The sequence below is a fragment of the Eubacterium sp. AF15-50 genome (genome assembly GCF_934835595.1).
Classification (GTDB): Bacteria; Bacillota; Clostridia; order Lachnospirales; family Lachnospiraceae; genus Eubacterium_G; species Eubacterium_G segne.
The window spans coordinates 1-18859 of the sequence record NZ_CAKVZL010000019.1 but is presented as its reverse complement, the minus strand read 5'-3'; the positions used below and the strand labels follow the sequence as shown (position 1 = coordinate 18859).

Here is an 18859-nt window from a genome sequence, read left to right as displayed (position 1 = left end):
CACTTTTTAATGAAAGAGAAAGTAAAAAAATATATAGGAATAGCTAAGGAAAAATACCATTCAGTCAGGGCATTTTTCAGCAAAACATATAATAAGCACATAATATACATGTATGTGGTAACGGCATTACTTATTAATCTGGTTATTGAAATGTTAGCCAGAAAGTCATTTTTAAAGGGCATATATTTCCTTATAGGAAATCCGTATGTATTTATCTGTAGTGCAATGATAATATTAATGACCCTTTCATTTACCTTTCTTATGAAAAGAAGGTTTTTTGGAATGACATTGATTTCTGTTATTTGGTTGATTCTGGGAGTGGCCAATGGCGTGTTGCTTTCTAACAGGGTAACACCTTTTACGGCAGTGGATTTGATGCTTATTGATAGTGCTTTAGGGGTTATAAATAAGTATTTTTCAACATTTCAGATTGTTTTGGTTGTTATTGCGCTTATTTTGGCAATAGTAGGACTGGTCGTTATGTTCTTTAAGGCACCAAAAGTCAATCACAAGATTAAATATGCAAGAAATATTATTGGAATTGCTGTTATTTGGGCGATAGGTCTGGGAACAATTAATTTGGGAGTGGCATCAGAACTTCTTTCCATGAAATTTGGAGAACTTAGAGTGTCGTATTATGATTACGGATTTGTTTATTGTTTTTCAAATAGTCTTATAAATACAGGAATTGACAAGCCTAATTCATATTCAGGTGAAACTATTGAAAAAATAGTGAAGGATGATGACGATAAAACAACCCTTAAGAAGGCTAAGAAGAAACCAAATATTATTTTCTTGCAGTTAGAGTCATTTTTTGATATGAACAATCTTAAAAATGTTAAATTATCAAAAAATCCTGTTCCGTATTTTGAAAAGTTAATGAAAAATTATCCAAGTGGATACTTAAATGTGCCTATAGTTGGTGCTGGAACGGTAAATACGGAATTTGAGGTTATGACAGGAATTAATTTAGATTTCTTTGGTCCGGGAGAATATCCTTTTAAAACTAAATTAGTAGATACTACCAGTGAAAGCATATGCTACAACTTAAAGGAGTATGGCTACAGCTGTCATGCCATTCATAATAACACTGCAACCTTTTATGGAAGAAATGTGGTATTTTCTAATTTAGGATATGATACATTCCAATCTATTGAAAATATGTATATAGATGATTTTACACCTATGGGATGGGCAAAGGATTATTTCCTTACGGATTATATTATGCAGGCATTAAAATCTACTAAAAAGCAGGACTTCATTTATACTATTTCAGTACAGGGACATGGAAGTTATCCTACAAGTGGTGATTATGACTATCCTATTAAAGTTTCAGGTGTAGACGATGAAGACGTTACAAACCAGTATCAGTATTATGCATGGCAGACTAATGAAATGGATAAGTTTTTAAGAAAACTTACAAAAGCCCTTAAAAACTTTGGTGAGGATACCATTCTTGTAATGTATGGTGATCATCTGCCAAGCTTTGGTATATCAGGAGAGGATTTGGTAAACGGTGATGTATACCAGACTCAGTATGCTATCTGGTCTAATTTTAAGACTAATTATACTAACGAGGATATAGAAGCGTATCAGTTGGAGTCTAAAATACTTGGTGGCTTAAATATGAACTCCGGAAAGATTAATAATTACACACAGTTACACAAAAATGATGACGATGAAACCTATCAGGAAGGCCTTAAGAATTTATCTTACGATTTGCTTTATGGAGACAATTATGCGGCAAACGGAGAAAACCCATATAAGCCAACAGATTTGAAATTCGGACTTCATGATGTAAAGGTAAGCTCCGTTACCCCTATTGGGGATGATGTAGGTACGGTGTATATATACGGGAATTATTTTACAAGCTACAGTAAGGTATATATAAATGACGAAAAGCAAAAAACGGTATATATAGATCCTAATACATTGATGATTGTTTATCCGGACTTAAAAGATGGCGACAGCTTCTCGGTATATCAGCAAAATTCTGATGAGCATGTGCTGTCAAAAACAGAGCCTTTTGTATATAATCAGGAGGAAATGCAACCGTCAAGCACTAAGGCACAAACAACAAAGGATAAGTCGAAAAAAACAAAATCTAAATCTTCAAAGAAAAAGAAGAAAGAAAAATAGCATAAAATTTTTAAACTCCATTACAATGTATAAAGGTGTAATGGAGTTTTTTTATGGAAAAAATCATGTTTTATGAAAAATGGTGCAACAGGTTGTTTAAAAGAGTGCTGGTTGCTATGATTTCACTAAGTATTTTGATAACGTCCACATTTACAATACAAGGTGATGAAAAAGCAGAGATGAAATGTAAATCCTATGTACTTATGGAGGCGTCCTCAAAAACAGTAATTAAAGCAGAAAATGAAAATGAAAAATTAAGTCCTGCTAGTATAACTAAAATAATGACTTTAATACTAATTTTTGATGCAATACATAGTGGTAAAATAAAGTTAGAGGATATGGTTACTACCAGTGCCCATGCCAAAAGTATGGGAGGTTCCCAGGTGTTTTTGGAAGAAGGAGAGCAACAAAATGTAGAAACTCTTATAAAGTGCATTATAATTGCATCGGGAAATGATGCATCTGTAGCCATGGCTGAGCATATTTCAGGTTCAGAAGAAGAATTTGTAAAGGAAATGAATAAAAGGGCAAAGAACCTTGGAATGAAACATACACATTTTGAAGATTGCTGTGGGCTGACTGATTCGGATAATCATTATACATCAGCAATGGATGTGGCAATTATGTCAAGAGAATTAATTGTGAAGTATCCGGAGATTTTTAAATATTCTACCATATGGATGGAAAGTTTTACACACAAAACCAATAAAGGGGAAAGTGAATTTATGCTTACTAACACAAATAAGTTACTTAAAACCAATAGGTATGTAAAAGGGCTTAAAACAGGAAGCACGTCAAAAGCAAAATACTGTGTTTCCACTGTGGCAGAAAAGGATGGTGTGGAATTGATTGCAGTGGTTATGGCGGCTCCGGATTATAAGGCAAGATTTGTCCAGTCCAACAGCCTTATAAATTACGGTTTTTCAAATTGTAAGGTGTATAAGGATAATAAGAAATATCAGAACAAGGTAAATATATGTGGCGGGGAAAAGGACAAAGTAAAAGTGCAAAATGATACATTTTCATATGTTGATACTAAAGGTGGAAAAATTGATGGTATAGAATCTAAAGTGGCTTTAAAGGACAACATAAATGCACCGGTAAGGAAGGGAGATATAGTAGGAAAAATTGAATACATAATGGATAAAAAGAAAATCGGAGAAGTTAAAATTATGGCAGAGGAAACGGTGGATAAAGCAGATTATGGCTTCACATTTCTAAAATTAGTAAAATATATGTTCCAGATAACCTGATAAATTCAGGTGCTTAAAATTATATTGTATTGAAAAAAAGAAATTTTTTATGTACAATTAAAGTTCGAGAAAAAATGGAGAGAAATTAAAATGATTGAACTGGAAGTTAAACTGGATGCATTTGAAGGACCTCTTGATTTACTGCTGCATCTTATTGAAAAAAACAAAGTAGATATTTATGACATACCTATTGTGGAAATTACGGAACAGTATCTTGATTGCGTAAGTAAAATGCCGAAAGATGATTTGGATTTGGCAAGTGAATTTTTGGTAATGGCAGCTACCCTGATAGATATAAAAAGCAGAATGCTTCTACCAAAAGAAGTGGACGAAAACGGTGAAGAAATTGACCCTAGGGCAGAACTGGTGGAGAAACTTATTGAATATAAGATGTACAAATATGCTGCAGGGGAATTAAGAGATATGCAGGTTTACGCTGGAAAATCATTATATAAAGAGCCTACAGTTCCTGAGGAGGTTAAAAAATATGAGCCTCCGGTGGATTTGGATAAATTGCTATCAGATGTGGATTTGTCAAAGTTAAATGATATTTTTCAAATGGTGCTTAAAAGACAAATGGATAAAATTGATCCTGTAAGAAGTAAATTTGGAAAAATTGAAATGGAGGAAGTAAGCCTTCCTGACAAAATGGATTTTGTTACTGATGCACTAAAGAAAAGAAAAAGATGTAGTTTTAAGCAGCTTTTAGAACAGCAAAGTTCAAAAATGGAAGTTATTGTTTCATTTCTGGCGGTGTTGGAATTAATTAAAATTGGAAAAATTGAAGTTCATCAGGAAAAAACTTTTGATGATATATACATAGATTCAATAGAGTAAAGAGGTTAAAATGGAAAGAAATTACAAAGCAGAAATAGAGGCTATTTTATTTACCATGGGGGAATCAGTTGATATTAATAAAATTGCAAATGCATTAGAAATCAAACCTTCAGAAGTAAAAAAAATAGTAAAAGAAATGCAAAAAGAAATGGACACTCCTGAAAGAGGGGTGAAAATCATAGAACTTGACGGGGCATACCAGATGTGTACTAAACCGGAAATGTACGAAGCACTTATTAAGGTGGCAAAGCAGCCTAAAAGACAGGTTTTAACGGATGTTTTAATGGAAACCTTATCTATTATTGCTTACAAACAGCCTATAACAAAGTCTGAAATTGAAAGAATAAGAGGAGTAAAATCAGATTTCGCAGTTAATAAGTTAGTGGAGTATATGCTGGTGGAAGAGGTAGGGAGAATGGACACACCAGGACGTCCTCTTTTATTTGGAACTACTGAGGAATTTTTAAGAAGATTTGGTGTGGAATCAGCAGACAGCCTCCCTGTAGTAAGTCAGGATATGATAGATGAGTTTAAACATGAGGCAGAGGAAGAGGTAACCCTTAAATCCAATGATTAACACATATTTTTATACAAGGGGATAAAAGTTACTTAAAATGCATATATTATACGGATGCATGTTTAAAGTGATAATAATGAATAAAAGATTAAAATGTTGTTTTATAATTTTAGTTTTGGTACTTAATATGGTGTTTTCTAAACAGGGATTTGGAGAGGAAACAAAGGAACTTAAGGAAAGCGAATTATCTGCAAAGTCAGCGGTACTTATTGACGGAAAAACAGGCAGAGTGCTTTTTGGAAAGAATTATAATAATAAAATGGCAATGGCAAGTACAACGAAAATAATGACATGTATAGTTGCCCTTGAAAATGCATCTCCTGATGAGGTGGTGGAAATAAGCAAAAGGGCAGCTTCTATGCCTAAAGTTCATATGAATGCCATAAAAGGGGAAAAATATAAAATAGGAGATTTGCTTAATGCCATGATGCTAGAGTCTTATAATGATGTGGCAGTGGCTGTGGCAGAAGGGGTAGCAGGAAGTGTGGAAGAATTTGTAAAACTTATGAACAAAAAAGCAGGAGAAATTGGTGCAGTCAACACCAATTTTGTTACTCCTAACGGACTTGATGCTAAGGGGCATTTTTCTACAGCATATGATATGGCTTTAATTGGAGCTTATGCCATAAAAAATCAGCAGTTTTTAAAAATTACAAATACAAAATCCTATTCCTTTTATGATTGCAGCAATAAGAGACATATTGTTGTTAATAACAAAGATGCATTTCTTAATATGAGCAGTGATGCCATTGGAATAAAGACAGGATTTACAGGTGATGCAGGATATTGTTTTGTAGGTGCCGTAAAAAGCAACAACAGAGTGTATGTTTCCTGTGTTCTTGCCAGCGGATGGCCTCCTAACAAAACATATAAGTGGAGAGATACTACTAAATTAATGGATTATGGAAAAAATAACTTTGATACCAAAAAAATTTTGAAAAACAGAATATCTTTTCCCGTAAATATTGAAAATGGAACAAAAAAACAAATTATAGCTGTTGCCATTGGTCCCTACAAAGCATTGGTATCTAGGAATGATACAGTGGAAGCAAAAACGGAGTTTAACTATGAATTACCTATAAAATCAGGAGAAAAAATAGGGGAAGTAAAACTGTATATAAATAATCAATGTGTGAAAAAATGTAAAATAGAGGCTGTGGATAGTGTTGAAAAATATGATTTTAAATATTGCTTTAAAAAGACTTTAGATTATTTCATATTTCAATAATTACTTTATTTATAAAGCTAACTGTGGTATATTTAAACCGAATTTGCTTGTGCATACTAATATGTGTGCATAATGTAAAAAGTTAAAAAGACAGATTATGAAATTTAAAGGAGTCTTGTTTATATGGAATTTGTGAAAATGGAAGGTTGTGGAAACGATTACGTTTATGTTAATGGTTTCAATACAAAAATAGATAATCCCAACGAGTTGTCGAAAATTGTAAGCGACAGACATTTTGGAATCGGTTCAGACGGACTTATAGTTATAAATCCTTCAGAAGTGGCAGATTTTAAAATGAGTATGTACAATGCAGACGGCTCTGAAGGGAAAATGTGTGGAAACGGAATCAGATGCGTTGCTAAATATGTTTATGATTATAAAATGATTGATAAAGAAGTTATAACCGTGGAAACCTTAGCAGGAATTAAGACACTTAAATTAAATGTGGAAAATGGTAAGGTTAAAACAGTACGGGTTAATATGGGAAGTCCTATTATAAATGCAAAGGATGTACCGGTTATATCTGACAAAGAGAAGGTAATTAATGAACCGGTTGTTATTGATGGTAAGGAATATGGCATCACCTGTGTTTCCATGGGAAATCCTCATGCCATTACATTTGTTGATGATACAGATAGTCTGAAAATCGAAAAAATTGGGCCGGGATTTGAAAAAAATGAAATTTTTCCTGACAGAGTCAATACGGATTTTATTCAGATAATTGACAGAAAAACAATTAAAATGAGAGTCTGGGAGCGTGGCTCAGGAGAAACCTTAGCCTGCGGAACCGGTGCCTGTGCCAGTGTTGTTGCCTGTGTATTAAATAATCTTACAGACAATAAGGTTACTGTGAAGCTATTAGGCGGAGATTTGGAAATAAAATATGATACAGATGAAAATACAGTTTATATGACGGGACCTGCAAGGATTGCATTTACCGGAAATATTGATATTTAATGAGGAAATAATATGTTATTAAAAGATTTATTGGAAAAAATTGAATATACCATAGTAAAAGGCACGGATGAAGTGACAATAAATCATCTTGTAAATGATTCAAGAAAGGTTTCAGGGGATGATGTATTTGTGTGTATTAAGGGTGCCGGATTTGACGGACATGAATTTATAGAAGATGTGGCACAAAAAGGTGCTGTTGCAGTTGTGGTAATGGAAGATGTAAATGTAGATGCGAACATTACAGTTATAAAGGTTGAAGATACCAGATATGCATTAGCCTGTATGTCGGCGGCGTATTTTGGACATCCGGCAGAAAAACTCATTACCATTGGTATAACGGGAACTAAAGGAAAAACAACAACTACATATATGGTACGTCAGGTTTTAGAAAGCGTTGGAATAAAAACAGGACTTATAGGAACAATTGAAACTATTGTAGGAGATGAAATAACTCCTGCTAAAAATACCACACCGGAGTCTTTTGTGGTTCAGGAGACCTTTGCCAAAATGGTTAAAGCAGGCTGCAAATGTGTGGTAATGGAGGTTTCGTCCCAGGGACTTATGCTTCACAGAGTATCAGGATTTACATTTGACTATGGTATATTTACCAATATTGAGCCTGACCATATTGGCCCTAATGAACACAAGGACTTTGACGATTATCTTCATTGCAAAAGTATGTTGCTAAAGCAGTGCCGTCAGGGAATTGTGAATATGGATGCAGATTATATAGACAGGGTTTTAGAGGGACACACATGTGAATTGGAAACCTTTGGTGTAAAGGGCGATTATGATTTTAAGGCATCAGACATTAAGTTATTTACAAAGCCGGGGAGCCTGTGTGTTTCATATGATTTATCAGGAAAAATGAATTTCCCTGTGGAAATTGATATTCCGGGGAATTTTAGTGTATATAATTCATTATGTGCCATAGCAATATGCAGTCATTTTACAAATGATGTTGAAAAGATAAGAGAAGCCCTTAAAAATGTAAGGGTGAAAGGAAGAGTTGAAATTATTCCTGTATCAAAGAGATTTACTCTTATGATAGATTATGCCCATAATGCTATGAGCTTAGAAAGTCTTCTTAAAAGCCTTAAGGAATATAACCCTAAGCGCTTAGTTACAGTGTTTGGATGTGGTGGAAACAGGGCGAGAGGCAGAAGATTTGAAATGGGTGAGGTTTCATCAAAACTATCTGATTTTACCATTGTAACATCAGATAATCCAAGATTTGAGGAACCTATGGATATTATTAATGATATTTTAGTTGGGGTGCATAAGGCAGATGGGGAATATGTAACAATTCCTGACAGAAAAGATGCCATACGTTACGCCATTTTAAATGCAAAGGATGGAGATGTTATAGTTTTAGCAGGAAAGGGACATGAAGATTATCAGGAAATAAAGGGAGTTAAGCACCCTATGGATGAACGTGTTCTTATAAGTGAAGTTATAAAGGAAGATGAAGTAAAGGCAGTTTTATAAGGCGAAACTAATGAAAGAGAGATATAAAGTATGTGTGGAATATGTGGAATAATTGGAGAATTAGATAACAGCAGAAAAGTTTTAAAAAACATGATGGACAAAATTGCCCACAGAGGTCCCGATGATGAAGGAATGTATGTGGACAAGCATGCGGCAATCGGTCACAGAAGACTTAGTATTATTGATTTAAGTCATGGTGCACAGCCTATGTACAATGAAACCGGTGATATAGCAATTGTTTTTAATGGAGAAATATATAACCACTTAGAGATAAGAAAAGAACTTATTAAAAAAGGACATCAGTTTTCAAATGATTCAGATACAGAATGTCTTATTCACGGATATGAAGAATATGGAACAGATTTGTTGCATAAGCTAAGAGGAATGTTTGCTTTTGTCATTTGGGACAGCAGAACTAATACTATGTTTGGTGCAAGGGATCATTTTGGAATTAAGCCTTTTTATTATGCAAACATTAACAAAAATCTCGTTTTCTCTTCAGAAATCAAGGCAATATTAGAATATCCGGGATTTGAGAGAAAGGTAAATGAGGAAGCTTTAGAGCAGTATTTAAGCTTCCAGTATTCCGTACTTCCTGAAACATTCTTTAAGGGAGTGTATAAATTGCCGGCAGGACATTATATGATTTATAAAGACGGAAAAATGGAAATTGAACGTTATTTTGACCCTATGATGGAACCAAAGGCTGATGGTGATTTAGAAGAAACCGTTTCTGAAATCGAAAAAGTCGTTCATAATACAGTTGATGCCCATATGATAGCAGACGTTGAGGTTGGTTCTCTGTTATCAAGTGGAGTTGACTCAAGTTATGTTGTATCGGAATTTCCGGGAGAAAAAACCTTTACGGTGGGATTTTTGGATAAACAAAGCAAGTATAATGAAATAAGATATGCAGAAGGTCTTGTAAAAGAATTGGGCAAGAAAAATTACAGCAAAAATATAGACAGTGACGAATATTTTGACTCAATCCCTACAGTAATGTATTATATGGATGAACCTTTAGCAGATCCATCCTGTATTGCCCTTTATTTTGTTGACCAGCTTGCTGCTGAACAGATAAAAGTTGTTTTGTCAGGAGAAGGGGCAGACGAGTTCTTTGGTGGCTATAATATTTATCATGAACCGTTGTCATTAAAGGGGTATCAGAAAATACCAAGATGCATAAGAAAAGGTCTTGCAAAGGTTGCCTCGGCAATGCCTGATGTTAAGGGACGTGATTTTATTATAAGAGGTAGTAAAACTGTTGAGGAGAGGTTTATTGGAAATGCCAATATGTTTTCTGTAAAAGACAGGGAAAAACTCCTTAAAAATGCACCTACTCATGTTTCACCACAGGAAATCGTGGCACCAACATACAAGAAAGTAAGTCACTTAAATGACATTGCCAAGATGCAGTATATTGATACTAATTTCTGGCTTCAGGGTGATATTTTGCTTAAGGCAGATAAAATGAGCATGGCTCACTGCCTTGAATCAAGAGTACCGTTTTTAGACGTGGAAGTATTTAAATATGCAAAAACTCTTCCTATAGATTTCAGATGTAATAACGAAGCTACAAAGCGAGCTTTCAGAATTGCAGCAAAAAGACATATTCCGGAGGCAACAGCTAACAAGAAAAAGTTAGGCTTCCCGGTACCTATCAGAGTTTGGCTTAAAGAAGATAAATACTATAACAAGGTAATGGAAACATTAACCGGTGATGCGGCAAAACAGTTCTTTAATACAGATATTCTTGTTAAACTGATGGAAGACCATAGAGCAGGAAAAGCTGATAACAGCCGAAGAATATGGACGGTTTATGTATTCCTTGTATGGTACAATGTTTACTTTGAGGATAAAACCTTTGAACCGATTAACAGCGAATGGATTAAAAACAGAATTAAGACAGCATAAAAAAATTAAGTTTTTTGCCCTTTTTTATTAAAAAAATAACTTGCTATTTGACAGGAAAAGGTTTAATCTATATAAGGCAAAAAATTTGGTTGTTATATACCGGCAAACTACAGAGTTTGTGTAAATATTTTGCTCACACATATATTGATGCAGTGGCGTGGATATATGTGTGGGCAAAATATATGTTAAAACATAAAATATTTCTTTGCCGTTTGTTATCCGGGTAAGATATATACTGGATAAAAAAGATTAAAATTTTATTGGAGGACTGATTATGAGTACAGCAGCTAAAGTTATAGCAAGAGAGAGGATAGAAACTCTTCTTGATGATAACAGTTTTGTTGAAATCGGCGGATTGGTTAAAGCAAGAAGCACAGATTTTAACATCAAGGCAAAAGATACTCCATCAGACGGTGTTATTACCGGATATGGTGTTATCAATGGAAAGTTAGTGTATGTTTACAGCCAGGATTCATCAGTACTTGGTGGTTCAGTTGGAGAAATGCACGCTAAGAAAATTTCTAACCTCTACGATATGGCTATGAAGATGGGAGCACCTGTTATTGGCCTTATTGACAGTACAGGTCTTAGACTTCAGGAGTCAGTAGACGGACTTAATGCATTTGGACAGATTTATATGAAACAGTCACTTGCATCAGGGGTTATTCCACAGATTTCAGTAATATTTGGAAATTGTGGTGGAGGATTAAGTGTTATTGCAGGACTTTCTGATTTTACATTTATGGAGAAGGATAATGCACATTTATTTGTGAATTCTCCGGATGCAATTGAAGGAAACAGAAAAGAAGTGTGTGACAGTTCATCAGCTAAGTTCCAGAGTGAGACAGCAGGAAATGTTGATTTCGTTGGAACACAGCAGGAAATCATGGAGGGATTAAGAGACCTTATATCAGTCATTCCTTCAAATAATGAGGATGAAGCATTTGATTTAGAATGTGATGATGATTTAAACAGAGCAGCAGAAGGAATTGAAAACTGCGGTGAGGACACATTACAGGCACTGACAAGCATTTCAGATGAGGGATATGTTCTTGAAGTTAAGAAAGATTATGCTCCTGAAATGGTTACAGCTTTTATTAAGTTAAATGGAGCTACAGTAGGTGCAGTAGCTAACAGAACTAAATCATATGATGAAGATATGAATGTTACAGCAGAATATGAAGCAAAGCTTACAGCTAACGGCTGTGAAAAAGCTGCAGATTTTGTTGAATTTTGTGATGCTTTTGAAATTCCTATACTTACATTAACTAATGTTAATGGATTCAAGGCGACAAAATGCCAGGAAAAGAAGGGTGCAAAAGCTACATCAAAGCTTATATATGCTTTTGCTAACGCAACAGTTCCTAAGGTAAATCTTATTGTGGAAGATGCAATAGGAAGTGCATATATTGCAATGAACAGCAAGGCAACAGGTGCAGACGTTGTTTACGCATGGCCAACAGCCAAGGTTGGAATGATGGATGCTGCAAGTGCTGTTAAGATTATGTATGCTGATGAAATTGAAAGCGGTGATGCAACAGAAGTTATCGCTGAAAAGACAGCAGAGTACCAGAATCTTCAGGGCAGTGTAATGTCAGCAGCTGCAAGAGGATATGTTGATAGTATTGTTGAACCTGTTGATACAAGAAAGTACATAATAGGTGCATTTGAAATGTTATATACAAAATTTGAAGACAGACCTGGTAAAAAGCACGGAACAGTTTAATAGGAGGACAATATGAATATTAAAAGAAAGTTACGTTTAATATTTTCACTGGTTTCTCTTATAATTTGTTTTGGTTTAAGCAGTGTTATGGTTATGGCAGATGATGTGATTAATCTTGATGAGACTGCTACACAGGAGGAGACAACGTTATCTGCTGAGGATATGAAAACATATGCAGACGGCAAGATAACCATGGCTCAGGCAAAAGCGTTAGTTGAACAGTATGCCAATGCCATATCTCAGTATTCAAATTGCAGTGATGATGAATTAGAATATCTTGGTGGATATTTTAGTTATCAGACAGACGCATTTGAGAACTTTGCCAAAACTGTTGGCGATGAGAAATGCGGTGAATATAAGTCTTATGACAAAATTGAAGTTGAAGAAACAGAAGACGGAAAAGTAGATGTAAGCGCTATGCTTCATTTTGAAAAAAGAGATTTAAAGATGATTATGCATGTATCATTATTTGACAATCTCGGATGTGTGCCTACATCCATAGAGTTTAATCTTCCTGACGAAGGAAACAACACTTTGTTAGGTAAGCTTCAAACAGCAGGTGGTAACACATTACTCGGAATGGGCGTTGTATTCCTTGTATTAATTTTTATAAGCTTTATTATTTCCTGCTTTGGATTCATTCCAAAAATTGTTGATTCCTTTGGAAAGAAAAATAAAGCTTCAGAAGAAGCAGCCACACCGTCTGAAAGTACGGTAAGTACTACAGAAGAGACAACGGATGATTCAGAGCTTATAGCTGTTATTGCTGCTGCAATAGCCGCAAGCGAACATACATCTACAGACAGTTTTGTTGTAAGATCAATAAGAAGACGTTAATTACTATCTATATTTAGGAGGATACAAAATGAAAAGTTATACAATTACAGTTAATGGAAATGTATATGATGTAACTGTTGAAGAAACAGGAAGTACAGCAAGTGCACCGGTAAGACCTGCAAAGAAGGCAGCAGCACCTGCTAAGCCGGCAGCACCTGTAGCTACCGGAAAAGAAGGAAGTGTTAAGGTTACAGCACCTATGCCTGGAAAAGTTTTATCAATCAGTGCAAATCCTGGTCAGGCAGTTAAGAAAGGTGAAACAATATTAGTATTTGAAGCAATGAAGATGGAAAATTCTGTTGTTGCTCCGGAAGATGGAACAGTTGCAAGCATTTCTGTTAGCGTTGGAGACAGCTTTGAAGCAGGTGCAGTTATTGCAACATTAAACTAGTTAATATTAAAAAACTGGAGGTAACAAATGAACATCTTTGATACATTGGGAAATCTGGTAGGACAATCAGCGTTTTTTAGCCTTAGCGGTGGAAACTATATTATGATTGCCGTAGCCTGTATTTTCCTATACTTAGCAATTAAAAAAGGATATGAACCATTATTACTGGTTCCTATTGCCTTTGGTATGCTCTTAGTAAATATGTATCCGGACATTATGAAAGCACCTGCTGACGGTGAAGCAGGAGGATTGTTATATTACTTCTACATATTAGACGAATATAGTATTCTTCCTTCACTTATTTTCATGGGTGTAGGTGCCATGACGGACTTCGGACCGCTTATTGCAAATCCAAAGAGTTTCCTTCTTGGAGCTGCAGCACAGTTCGGTATATATGGGGCATATTTCCTTGCAATTTTCATGGGATTTGGTGGAAAGGCAGCTGCAGCCATCTCTATTATCGGTGGAGCAGACGGACCTACATCTATTTTCCTTGCAGGAAAGCTTGGACAGACTGATTTGTTAGGACCTATCGCAGTAGCAGCATATTCGTATATGTCATTGGTTCCTATTATTCAGCCACCAATTATGAAATTATTAACAACTAAGAAGGAACGTGAAATTAAGATGGAACAGCTTAGACATGTTTCACAGTTAGAGAAAATTTTATTCCCTATAGTTGTTACTATCGTTGTTGTTATGATTTTACCTACAACAGCTCCATTAGTTGGTATGCTTATGTTAGGTAACTTATTTAGAGAATCCGGAGTTGTTAAACAGTTACAGGAAACAGCAAGTAACGCACTTATGTACATTGTAGTTATCTTACTTGGAACAAGTGTTGGTGCTACAACAAGTGCTGAAGCATTCCTTAATGTTGACACAATTAAAATCGTAATTTTAGGTTTGGTAGCCTTTGCAGTAGGTACGGCAGCCGGAGTTTTGTTTGGTAAACTTATGTGTGTTGTAACACATGGAAAAGTTAATCCACTTATTGGTTCTGCAGGTGTATCAGCCGTGCCAATGGCAGCAAGAGTATCACAGAAGGTTGGATCTGAAGCTGATCCTACAAACTTCCTTTTGATGCATGCAATGGGACCTAACGTAGCCGGAGTTATTGGTACTGCAGTCGCTGCAGGAACATTTATGGCTATATTCGGAATTTAAATGGAGGAAATAAAAATGGCAGATAAGAAACCGGTAAAGATTACCGAAACTATATTAAGAGACGCACATCAGTCACTTATTGCCACAAGAATGCCTACTGAGGAAATGCTTCCTATTATCGACACAATGGATAAAGTAGGTTATCATGCAGTTGAGTGTTGGGGTGGTGCAACTTTTGATGCATCCCTTAGATTTTTAAAAGAAGATCCATGGGAGAGACTTAGAAAGTTAAGAGACGGATTTAAAAATACAAAATTACAGATGCTTTTCAGAGGACAGAATATTTTAGGCTATAGTCATTATTCAGATGATGTTGTTGAATATTTTGTTCAGAAATCAATAGCTAATGGTATTGATATTATTAGAATCTTTGACTGCTTAAATGACCTTAGAAATTTAGAAACAGCTGTAAAGGCAGCAAACAAGGAAAAAGGTCATGCACAGATTGCTCTTTCATATACATTAGGAGATGCATATACTCTTGATTATTGGAAAGAAACAGCAAAGAGAATTGAAGATATGGGTGCTAACTCACTTTGTATCAAGGATATGGCTGGACTTCTTACACCATACAAGGCAACTGAATTAGTTCAGGCATTAAGAGAAGGAACAGACATTCCAATAGATCTTCATACACATTACACATCAGGTGTAGCAGCTATGACATATATGAAAGCTGTTGAAGCAGGATGTGATATTATTGATACAGCTATTTCACCGTTCTCTATGGGAACATCACAGCCGGCAACAGAAGTTATGGTTGAGACATTTAAGGGAACACCTTATGATACAGGTCTTGATCAGAAGCTGTTAAAGCAGGTTGCAGATTACTTCAGACCATACAGAGAAGAGTGCCTTAAGAATGGATTATTAAATCCAAAGGTTATGGGTGTTAATATTAATACACTTCTTTACCAGGTACCTGGTGGAATGTTATCAAACCTTGTTTCACAGTTAGATGAAATGGGTGCATCAGACAAGTTTGAACAGGTTCTTGAAGAAGTTCCAAGAGTTCGTAAGGACTTTGGTGAACCACCTCTTGTTACACCATCAAGCCAGATTGTTGGTACTCAGGCAGTTTTAAATGTTGTTATGGGTGAAAGATACAAGATGATTAATCAGCAGGCAAAGGATTTGTTAGCAGGAAAATATGGTCAGACAGTTAAGCCTTTCAATGAAGAAGTTCAGAAGAAGGCAATTGGTGATGAAAAGCCTATTACCTGCAGACCGGCAGATTTGTTAGAGCCATCTCTTGATAAGTTTGAAAAAGAATGTGCACAGTGGAAACAGCAGGATGAGGATGTTCTTACATACGCATTATTCCCACAGGTTGCAAAGGAATTTTTCGAATACAGGGAAGCACAGCAGACAAAGGTTGATCCGGCTGTAGCTGATAAGGAAAACGGAGCATATCCGGTATAATATTTATATTATGAAAGATTTTAAACACCTGCTTATTAAAAGCAGGTGTTATCTTTTAATAAGGGTAAATTTCCCGGAAAAAAAGGATTTAGAAATGAGTAAGGTATTGATTATTGGAGGCGGCGCGGCAGGAATGATGGCTGCCATAGCTGCTGCATATAATGGAAATGAAGTTCATATTTTTGAAAAAAACGAAAAAAACGGAAAGAAACTTTTTATAACAGGCAAAGGAAGATGTAATATTACAAATGCATCGGATATAGAAAATCATTTTGCCAATATAATGAGAAATTCAAAGTTTTTGTACAGTGCATATCATTGTTTAGACAGCTACGGAGTATGTACAATGATAGAAAGTGCAGGAGTAGAAACAAAAATTGAAAGGGGAAACAGAGTTTTTCCTTTAAGTGATAAGTCCTCAGATGTAATTTATGCATTAAACAAAATGATGAGGGATATTGGAGTTAATATTCACTTGAAATCAGAGATTGTATCTGTTAGTAAAGAAAATGAAAATATAATATTAAAAGAAAAAAATGGAAAAAAACATATTGGTGATGCCTGTATAATAGCAACGGGAGGCATTTCGTACCCTGTTACAGGTTCTACAGGAGACGGATATAAATTTGCAGAAAAAATAGGACATACTATAACAGAGAGATATCCATCTTTGGTGCCATTTAATATTAAAGAGGAATTTTGTAAGGAACTTCAGGGACTATCCCTTAAAAACGTGGAGCTTAAAATTCAGGATGAAACAGGAAAACAATATTATAGTGAAATGGGAGAAATGCTTTTTACTCATTTTGGAATAAGCGGGCCTCTTGTTTTGTCGGCAAGTGGTCATATAAGTGACAAGTTAAAGGAACATCAATTTATTGCAAAAATAGACTTGAAACCGGCTCTTTCTAATGAGGCATTAGACAAAAGAATATTGAAAGATTTTGAAGAAAACATAAACAGAAATTTCAATAATTCATTAGATAAATTATTGCCTAAAAAACTTATTCCGGTTATTGTTGAATTATCCGGTATTAATCAATATAAAAAAGTACATGAAATAACAAAAGAAGAAAGAGAAAATCTGGTTAAATTAATAAAAGAATTGAAAATGAGTATTTCAGGTGCAAGAGGCTATAATGAGGCAATTATTACAAAAGGCGGAGTGTCAGTAAAGGACATTAACCCAAAAACCATGGAGTCAAAAATTGTGCCGGGTATATATTTCGCAGGGGAAGTTCTTGACATAGATGCACTGACAGGAGGGTATAACCTTCAGGTGGCGTGGAGCACAGGATATTTAGCAGGAAGCAGTATTTATTAAAATGGAGGAATTTATGTATAATATAGCAATAGACGGACCGGCAGGGGCCGGAAAAAGTACAATAGCCAAAATAGTAGCAAAGGAACTGGGATTTATTTATGTGGACACGGGTTCTATGTACAGAACAATGGCACTTTCATGCTATAGAGCAGGAATAAAAGCTGATGAAGAAGAAAAAGTTGTGGCAAAATGCAGGGAAGCGGAAATATCCATTAGGTATGAAAATGGTGTTCAGAAAATGAAGCTAAACAATGAAGATGTAAGCGGTGAAATAAGGCAGGAGGTTATTGGAAACATGACCAGTGCCATTGCAGTGTATGGTCCGGTAAGAGAAAGATTAGTGGAAATGCAGCGTGACATAGCAAGTAAAAATAATGTCGTTATGGATGGAAGAGATATTGCTACTGCCGTGCTTCCAAATGCAGACCTTAAAATATATTTAACGGCAAGTTCTAAAACAAGAGCTGAGCGAAGATATAATGAACTTCTGGAAAAAGGTGTGGACTGTAACATAGAAGATATTGAAAAGGATATTAAAGACAGGGATTACAGGGATATGAACAGGGAAATTTCACCTTTAAAGAAAGCTGATGACGCGGTTTTAATTGATTCATCCAATATGAATATTGAAGAAGTTGTAAATAAAATTAAAGAGCTTGCAAAGGAAGGTAAATAGTATATGGATATTGTGCTGGCAAAAAGCTCAGGCTTTTGTTTTGGTGTTAAAAGAGCCGTAAACAGTGTTTATGATGAAATAGAAAATCATAATACAGGAATATATACCTATGGCCCCATTATCCACAATGAGCAGGTTGTACAGGATATGGAATCAAAGGGTGTAAAGGTTATAGATGATTTAGAAGGACTAAAGATAATTACAGAAGGAACAGTAATTATCCGCTCCCATGGAGTAGAAAAAAGCATTTATGATTTATTGGAAAATAAAAAAATACGAATAGTTGATGCAACATGTCCTTTTGTTAAAAAAATTCATAAAATTGTATTTGAGGAAAGTGCTAATGGCAGAGAAGTAATTATAATCGGAAATGATAAACATCCTGAGGTAGAAGGTATAAAAGGCTGGGTAAATGGCAAAGCATGGGTTGTAAACAGCAGTGAAGATGTTGAAAAAATTACAATTAAATCGGATTCAAAGGTATGTATTGTATCACAAACGACATTTAACCACAATAAATTTAAATATTTAGTTGAAATTATAGAAAAAAAAGGTTATGATATTAATGTTGTAAATACGATATGTAATGCGACACACGAAAGACAAGCTGAAGCGAAAGAAATTTCGTCAAAAGTTGGAGCTATGATTGTCATTGGTGGCAGACATAGTTCGAATACACAAAAGCTATACGATATATGTAAGGAAGAATGCGAAAATACATTTTTTATTCAGACAACTGATGATTTAAAGGAAGGGTCTGAGTTTTACAGTTATATGAAGTCGTGTGAAGGTAATTCATTAAAGTCTATAGGTATTACAGCAGGGGCATCTACCCCAAACAATATTATCGAGGAGGTTTGCACTAATGTCAGAAAGTTTTGCAGAGATGTTAGAGGAATCAATTAAGCAAATACATACAGGAG

16 protein-coding genes are annotated in these 18859 nt (G+C 35.2%); all 16 read left to right on the top strand.

Annotation, left to right across the window (positions count from 1 at the left end):
- The first annotated feature begins 9 nt into the window (after nucleotides 1-9).
- A complete protein-coding gene (locus Q5O73_RS03875; protein ID WP_302669069.1) occupies nucleotides 10-2139 on the top strand; it encodes an LTA synthase family protein in 2130 nt (709 codons plus the stop codon).
- A 53-nt stretch (nucleotides 2140-2192) separates the two neighbouring features.
- A complete protein-coding gene (locus Q5O73_RS03870) occupies nucleotides 2193-3392 on the top strand; it encodes a D-alanyl-D-alanine carboxypeptidase family protein (RefSeq protein ID WP_021953148.1) in 1200 nt (399 codons plus the stop codon).
- Nucleotides 3393-3485: 93 nt separating this feature from the next.
- Complete coding sequence (locus Q5O73_RS03865) at nucleotides 3486-4229, top strand: ScpA family protein (RefSeq protein WP_118588714.1); 744 nt, start codon at nucleotides 3486-3488, stop codon at nucleotides 4227-4229.
- Between the two features lie 10 nt (nucleotides 4230-4239).
- Nucleotides 4240-4806, top strand: a complete 567-nt coding sequence (gene scpB / locus Q5O73_RS03860; protein WP_021953146.1) for an SMC-Scp complex subunit ScpB — start codon at nucleotides 4240-4242, stop codon at nucleotides 4804-4806.
- A 76-nt stretch (nucleotides 4807-4882) separates the two neighbouring features.
- On the top strand, nucleotides 4883-6034 hold the full coding sequence (locus Q5O73_RS03855; protein WP_302669068.1) for a D-alanyl-D-alanine carboxypeptidase family protein: 1152 nt from the start codon (nucleotides 4883-4885) through the stop codon (nucleotides 6032-6034).
- 123 nt (nucleotides 6035-6157) lie between these two features.
- Nucleotides 6158-6991: a diaminopimelate epimerase gene (dapF, locus tag Q5O73_RS03850; protein ID WP_302669067.1), complete on the top strand. Its 834-nt coding sequence runs from the start codon at nucleotides 6158-6160 to the stop codon at nucleotides 6989-6991.
- A 12-nt stretch (nucleotides 6992-7003) separates the two neighbouring features.
- Entirely contained in the window at nucleotides 7004-8479 is a 1476-nt protein-coding gene (locus Q5O73_RS03845) for a UDP-N-acetylmuramoyl-L-alanyl-D-glutamate--2,6-diaminopimelate ligase (protein WP_186840387.1), read from the top strand.
- A gap of 30 nt (nucleotides 8480-8509) precedes the next feature.
- A complete protein-coding gene (asnB, locus tag Q5O73_RS03840; RefSeq protein ID WP_021953142.1) occupies nucleotides 8510-10393 on the top strand; it encodes an asparagine synthase (glutamine-hydrolyzing) in 1884 nt (627 codons plus the stop codon).
- Nucleotides 10394-10667: 274 nt separating this feature from the next.
- Nucleotides 10668-12119 (top strand): acyl-CoA carboxylase subunit beta, encoded by a 1452-nt coding sequence (locus tag Q5O73_RS03835; protein ID WP_118588660.1) that lies wholly within the window; start codon nucleotides 10668-10670, stop codon nucleotides 12117-12119.
- 12 nt (nucleotides 12120-12131) lie between these two features.
- Nucleotides 12132-12956, top strand: a complete 825-nt coding sequence (locus Q5O73_RS03830; RefSeq protein ID WP_243052982.1) for an OadG family protein — start codon at nucleotides 12132-12134, stop codon at nucleotides 12954-12956.
- A gap of 28 nt (nucleotides 12957-12984) precedes the next feature.
- A complete protein-coding gene (locus tag Q5O73_RS03825; protein ID WP_021953139.1) occupies nucleotides 12985-13347 on the top strand; it encodes a biotin/lipoyl-containing protein in 363 nt (120 codons plus the stop codon).
- Nucleotides 13348-13374: 27 nt separating this feature from the next.
- Nucleotides 13375-14514: a sodium ion-translocating decarboxylase subunit beta gene (locus Q5O73_RS03820; RefSeq protein WP_021953138.1), complete on the top strand. Its 1140-nt coding sequence runs from the start codon at nucleotides 13375-13377 to the stop codon at nucleotides 14512-14514.
- Nucleotides 14515-15936, top strand: coding sequence for an oxaloacetate decarboxylase subunit alpha (locus tag Q5O73_RS03815; RefSeq protein ID WP_347497812.1), 1422 nt, complete (start codon nucleotides 14515-14517; stop codon nucleotides 15934-15936).
- Between the two features lie 94 nt (nucleotides 15937-16030).
- Nucleotides 16031-17260, top strand: a complete 1230-nt coding sequence (locus Q5O73_RS03810) for an NAD(P)/FAD-dependent oxidoreductase (protein WP_302628764.1) — start codon at nucleotides 16031-16033, stop codon at nucleotides 17258-17260.
- Nucleotides 17261-17273: 13 nt separating this feature from the next.
- A complete protein-coding gene (gene cmk, locus Q5O73_RS03805; RefSeq protein ID WP_118588657.1) occupies nucleotides 17274-17936 on the top strand; it encodes a (d)CMP kinase in 663 nt (220 codons plus the stop codon).
- Between the two features lie 3 nt (nucleotides 17937-17939).
- Nucleotides 17940-18842, top strand: a complete 903-nt coding sequence (ispH, locus tag Q5O73_RS03800) for a 4-hydroxy-3-methylbut-2-enyl diphosphate reductase (protein WP_302669066.1) — start codon at nucleotides 17940-17942, stop codon at nucleotides 18840-18842.
- Nucleotides 18843-18859 lie beyond the last annotated feature (17 nt).

Bases quoted from the DNA above. Each gene is read 5' to 3' on its own strand.
- ispH (WP_302669066.1), top strand. From the start codon at position 17,940: ATGGATATTGTGCTGGCAAAAAGCTCAGGCTTTTGTTTTGGTGTTAAA.
- dapF (WP_302669067.1), top strand. From the start codon at position 6,158: ATGGAATTTGTGAAAATGGAAGGTTGTGGAAACGATTACGTTTATGTT.
- cmk (WP_118588657.1), top strand. From the start codon at position 17,274: ATGTATAATATAGCAATAGACGGACCGGCAGGGGCCGGAAAAAGTACA.
- scpB (WP_021953146.1), top strand. From the start codon at position 4,240: ATGGAAAGAAATTACAAAGCAGAAATAGAGGCTATTTTATTTACCATG.
- Q5O73_RS03825 (WP_021953139.1), top strand. From the start codon at position 12,985: ATGAAAAGTTATACAATTACAGTTAATGGAAATGTATATGATGTAACT.
- Q5O73_RS03830 (WP_243052982.1), top strand. From the start codon at position 12,132: ATGAATATTAAAAGAAAGTTACGTTTAATATTTTCACTGGTTTCTCTT.
- Q5O73_RS03815 (WP_347497812.1), top strand. From the start codon at position 14,515: ATGGAGGAAATAAAAATGGCAGATAAGAAACCGGTAAAGATTACCGAA.
- Q5O73_RS03820 (WP_021953138.1), top strand. From the start codon at position 13,375: ATGAACATCTTTGATACATTGGGAAATCTGGTAGGACAATCAGCGTTT.
- Q5O73_RS03810 (WP_302628764.1), top strand. From the start codon at position 16,031: ATGAGTAAGGTATTGATTATTGGAGGCGGCGCGGCAGGAATGATGGCT.
- Q5O73_RS03835 (WP_118588660.1), top strand. From the start codon at position 10,668: ATGAGTACAGCAGCTAAAGTTATAGCAAGAGAGAGGATAGAAACTCTT.
- asnB (WP_021953142.1), top strand. From the start codon at position 8,510: ATGTGTGGAATATGTGGAATAATTGGAGAATTAGATAACAGCAGAAAA.
- Q5O73_RS03845 (WP_186840387.1), top strand. From the start codon at position 7,004: ATGTTATTAAAAGATTTATTGGAAAAAATTGAATATACCATAGTAAAA.
- Q5O73_RS03855 (WP_302669068.1), top strand. From the start codon at position 4,883: ATGAATAAAAGATTAAAATGTTGTTTTATAATTTTAGTTTTGGTACTT.
- Q5O73_RS03870 (WP_021953148.1), top strand. From the start codon at position 2,193: ATGGAAAAAATCATGTTTTATGAAAAATGGTGCAACAGGTTGTTTAAA.
- Q5O73_RS03875 (WP_302669069.1), top strand. From the start codon at position 10: ATGAAAGAGAAAGTAAAAAAATATATAGGAATAGCTAAGGAAAAATAC.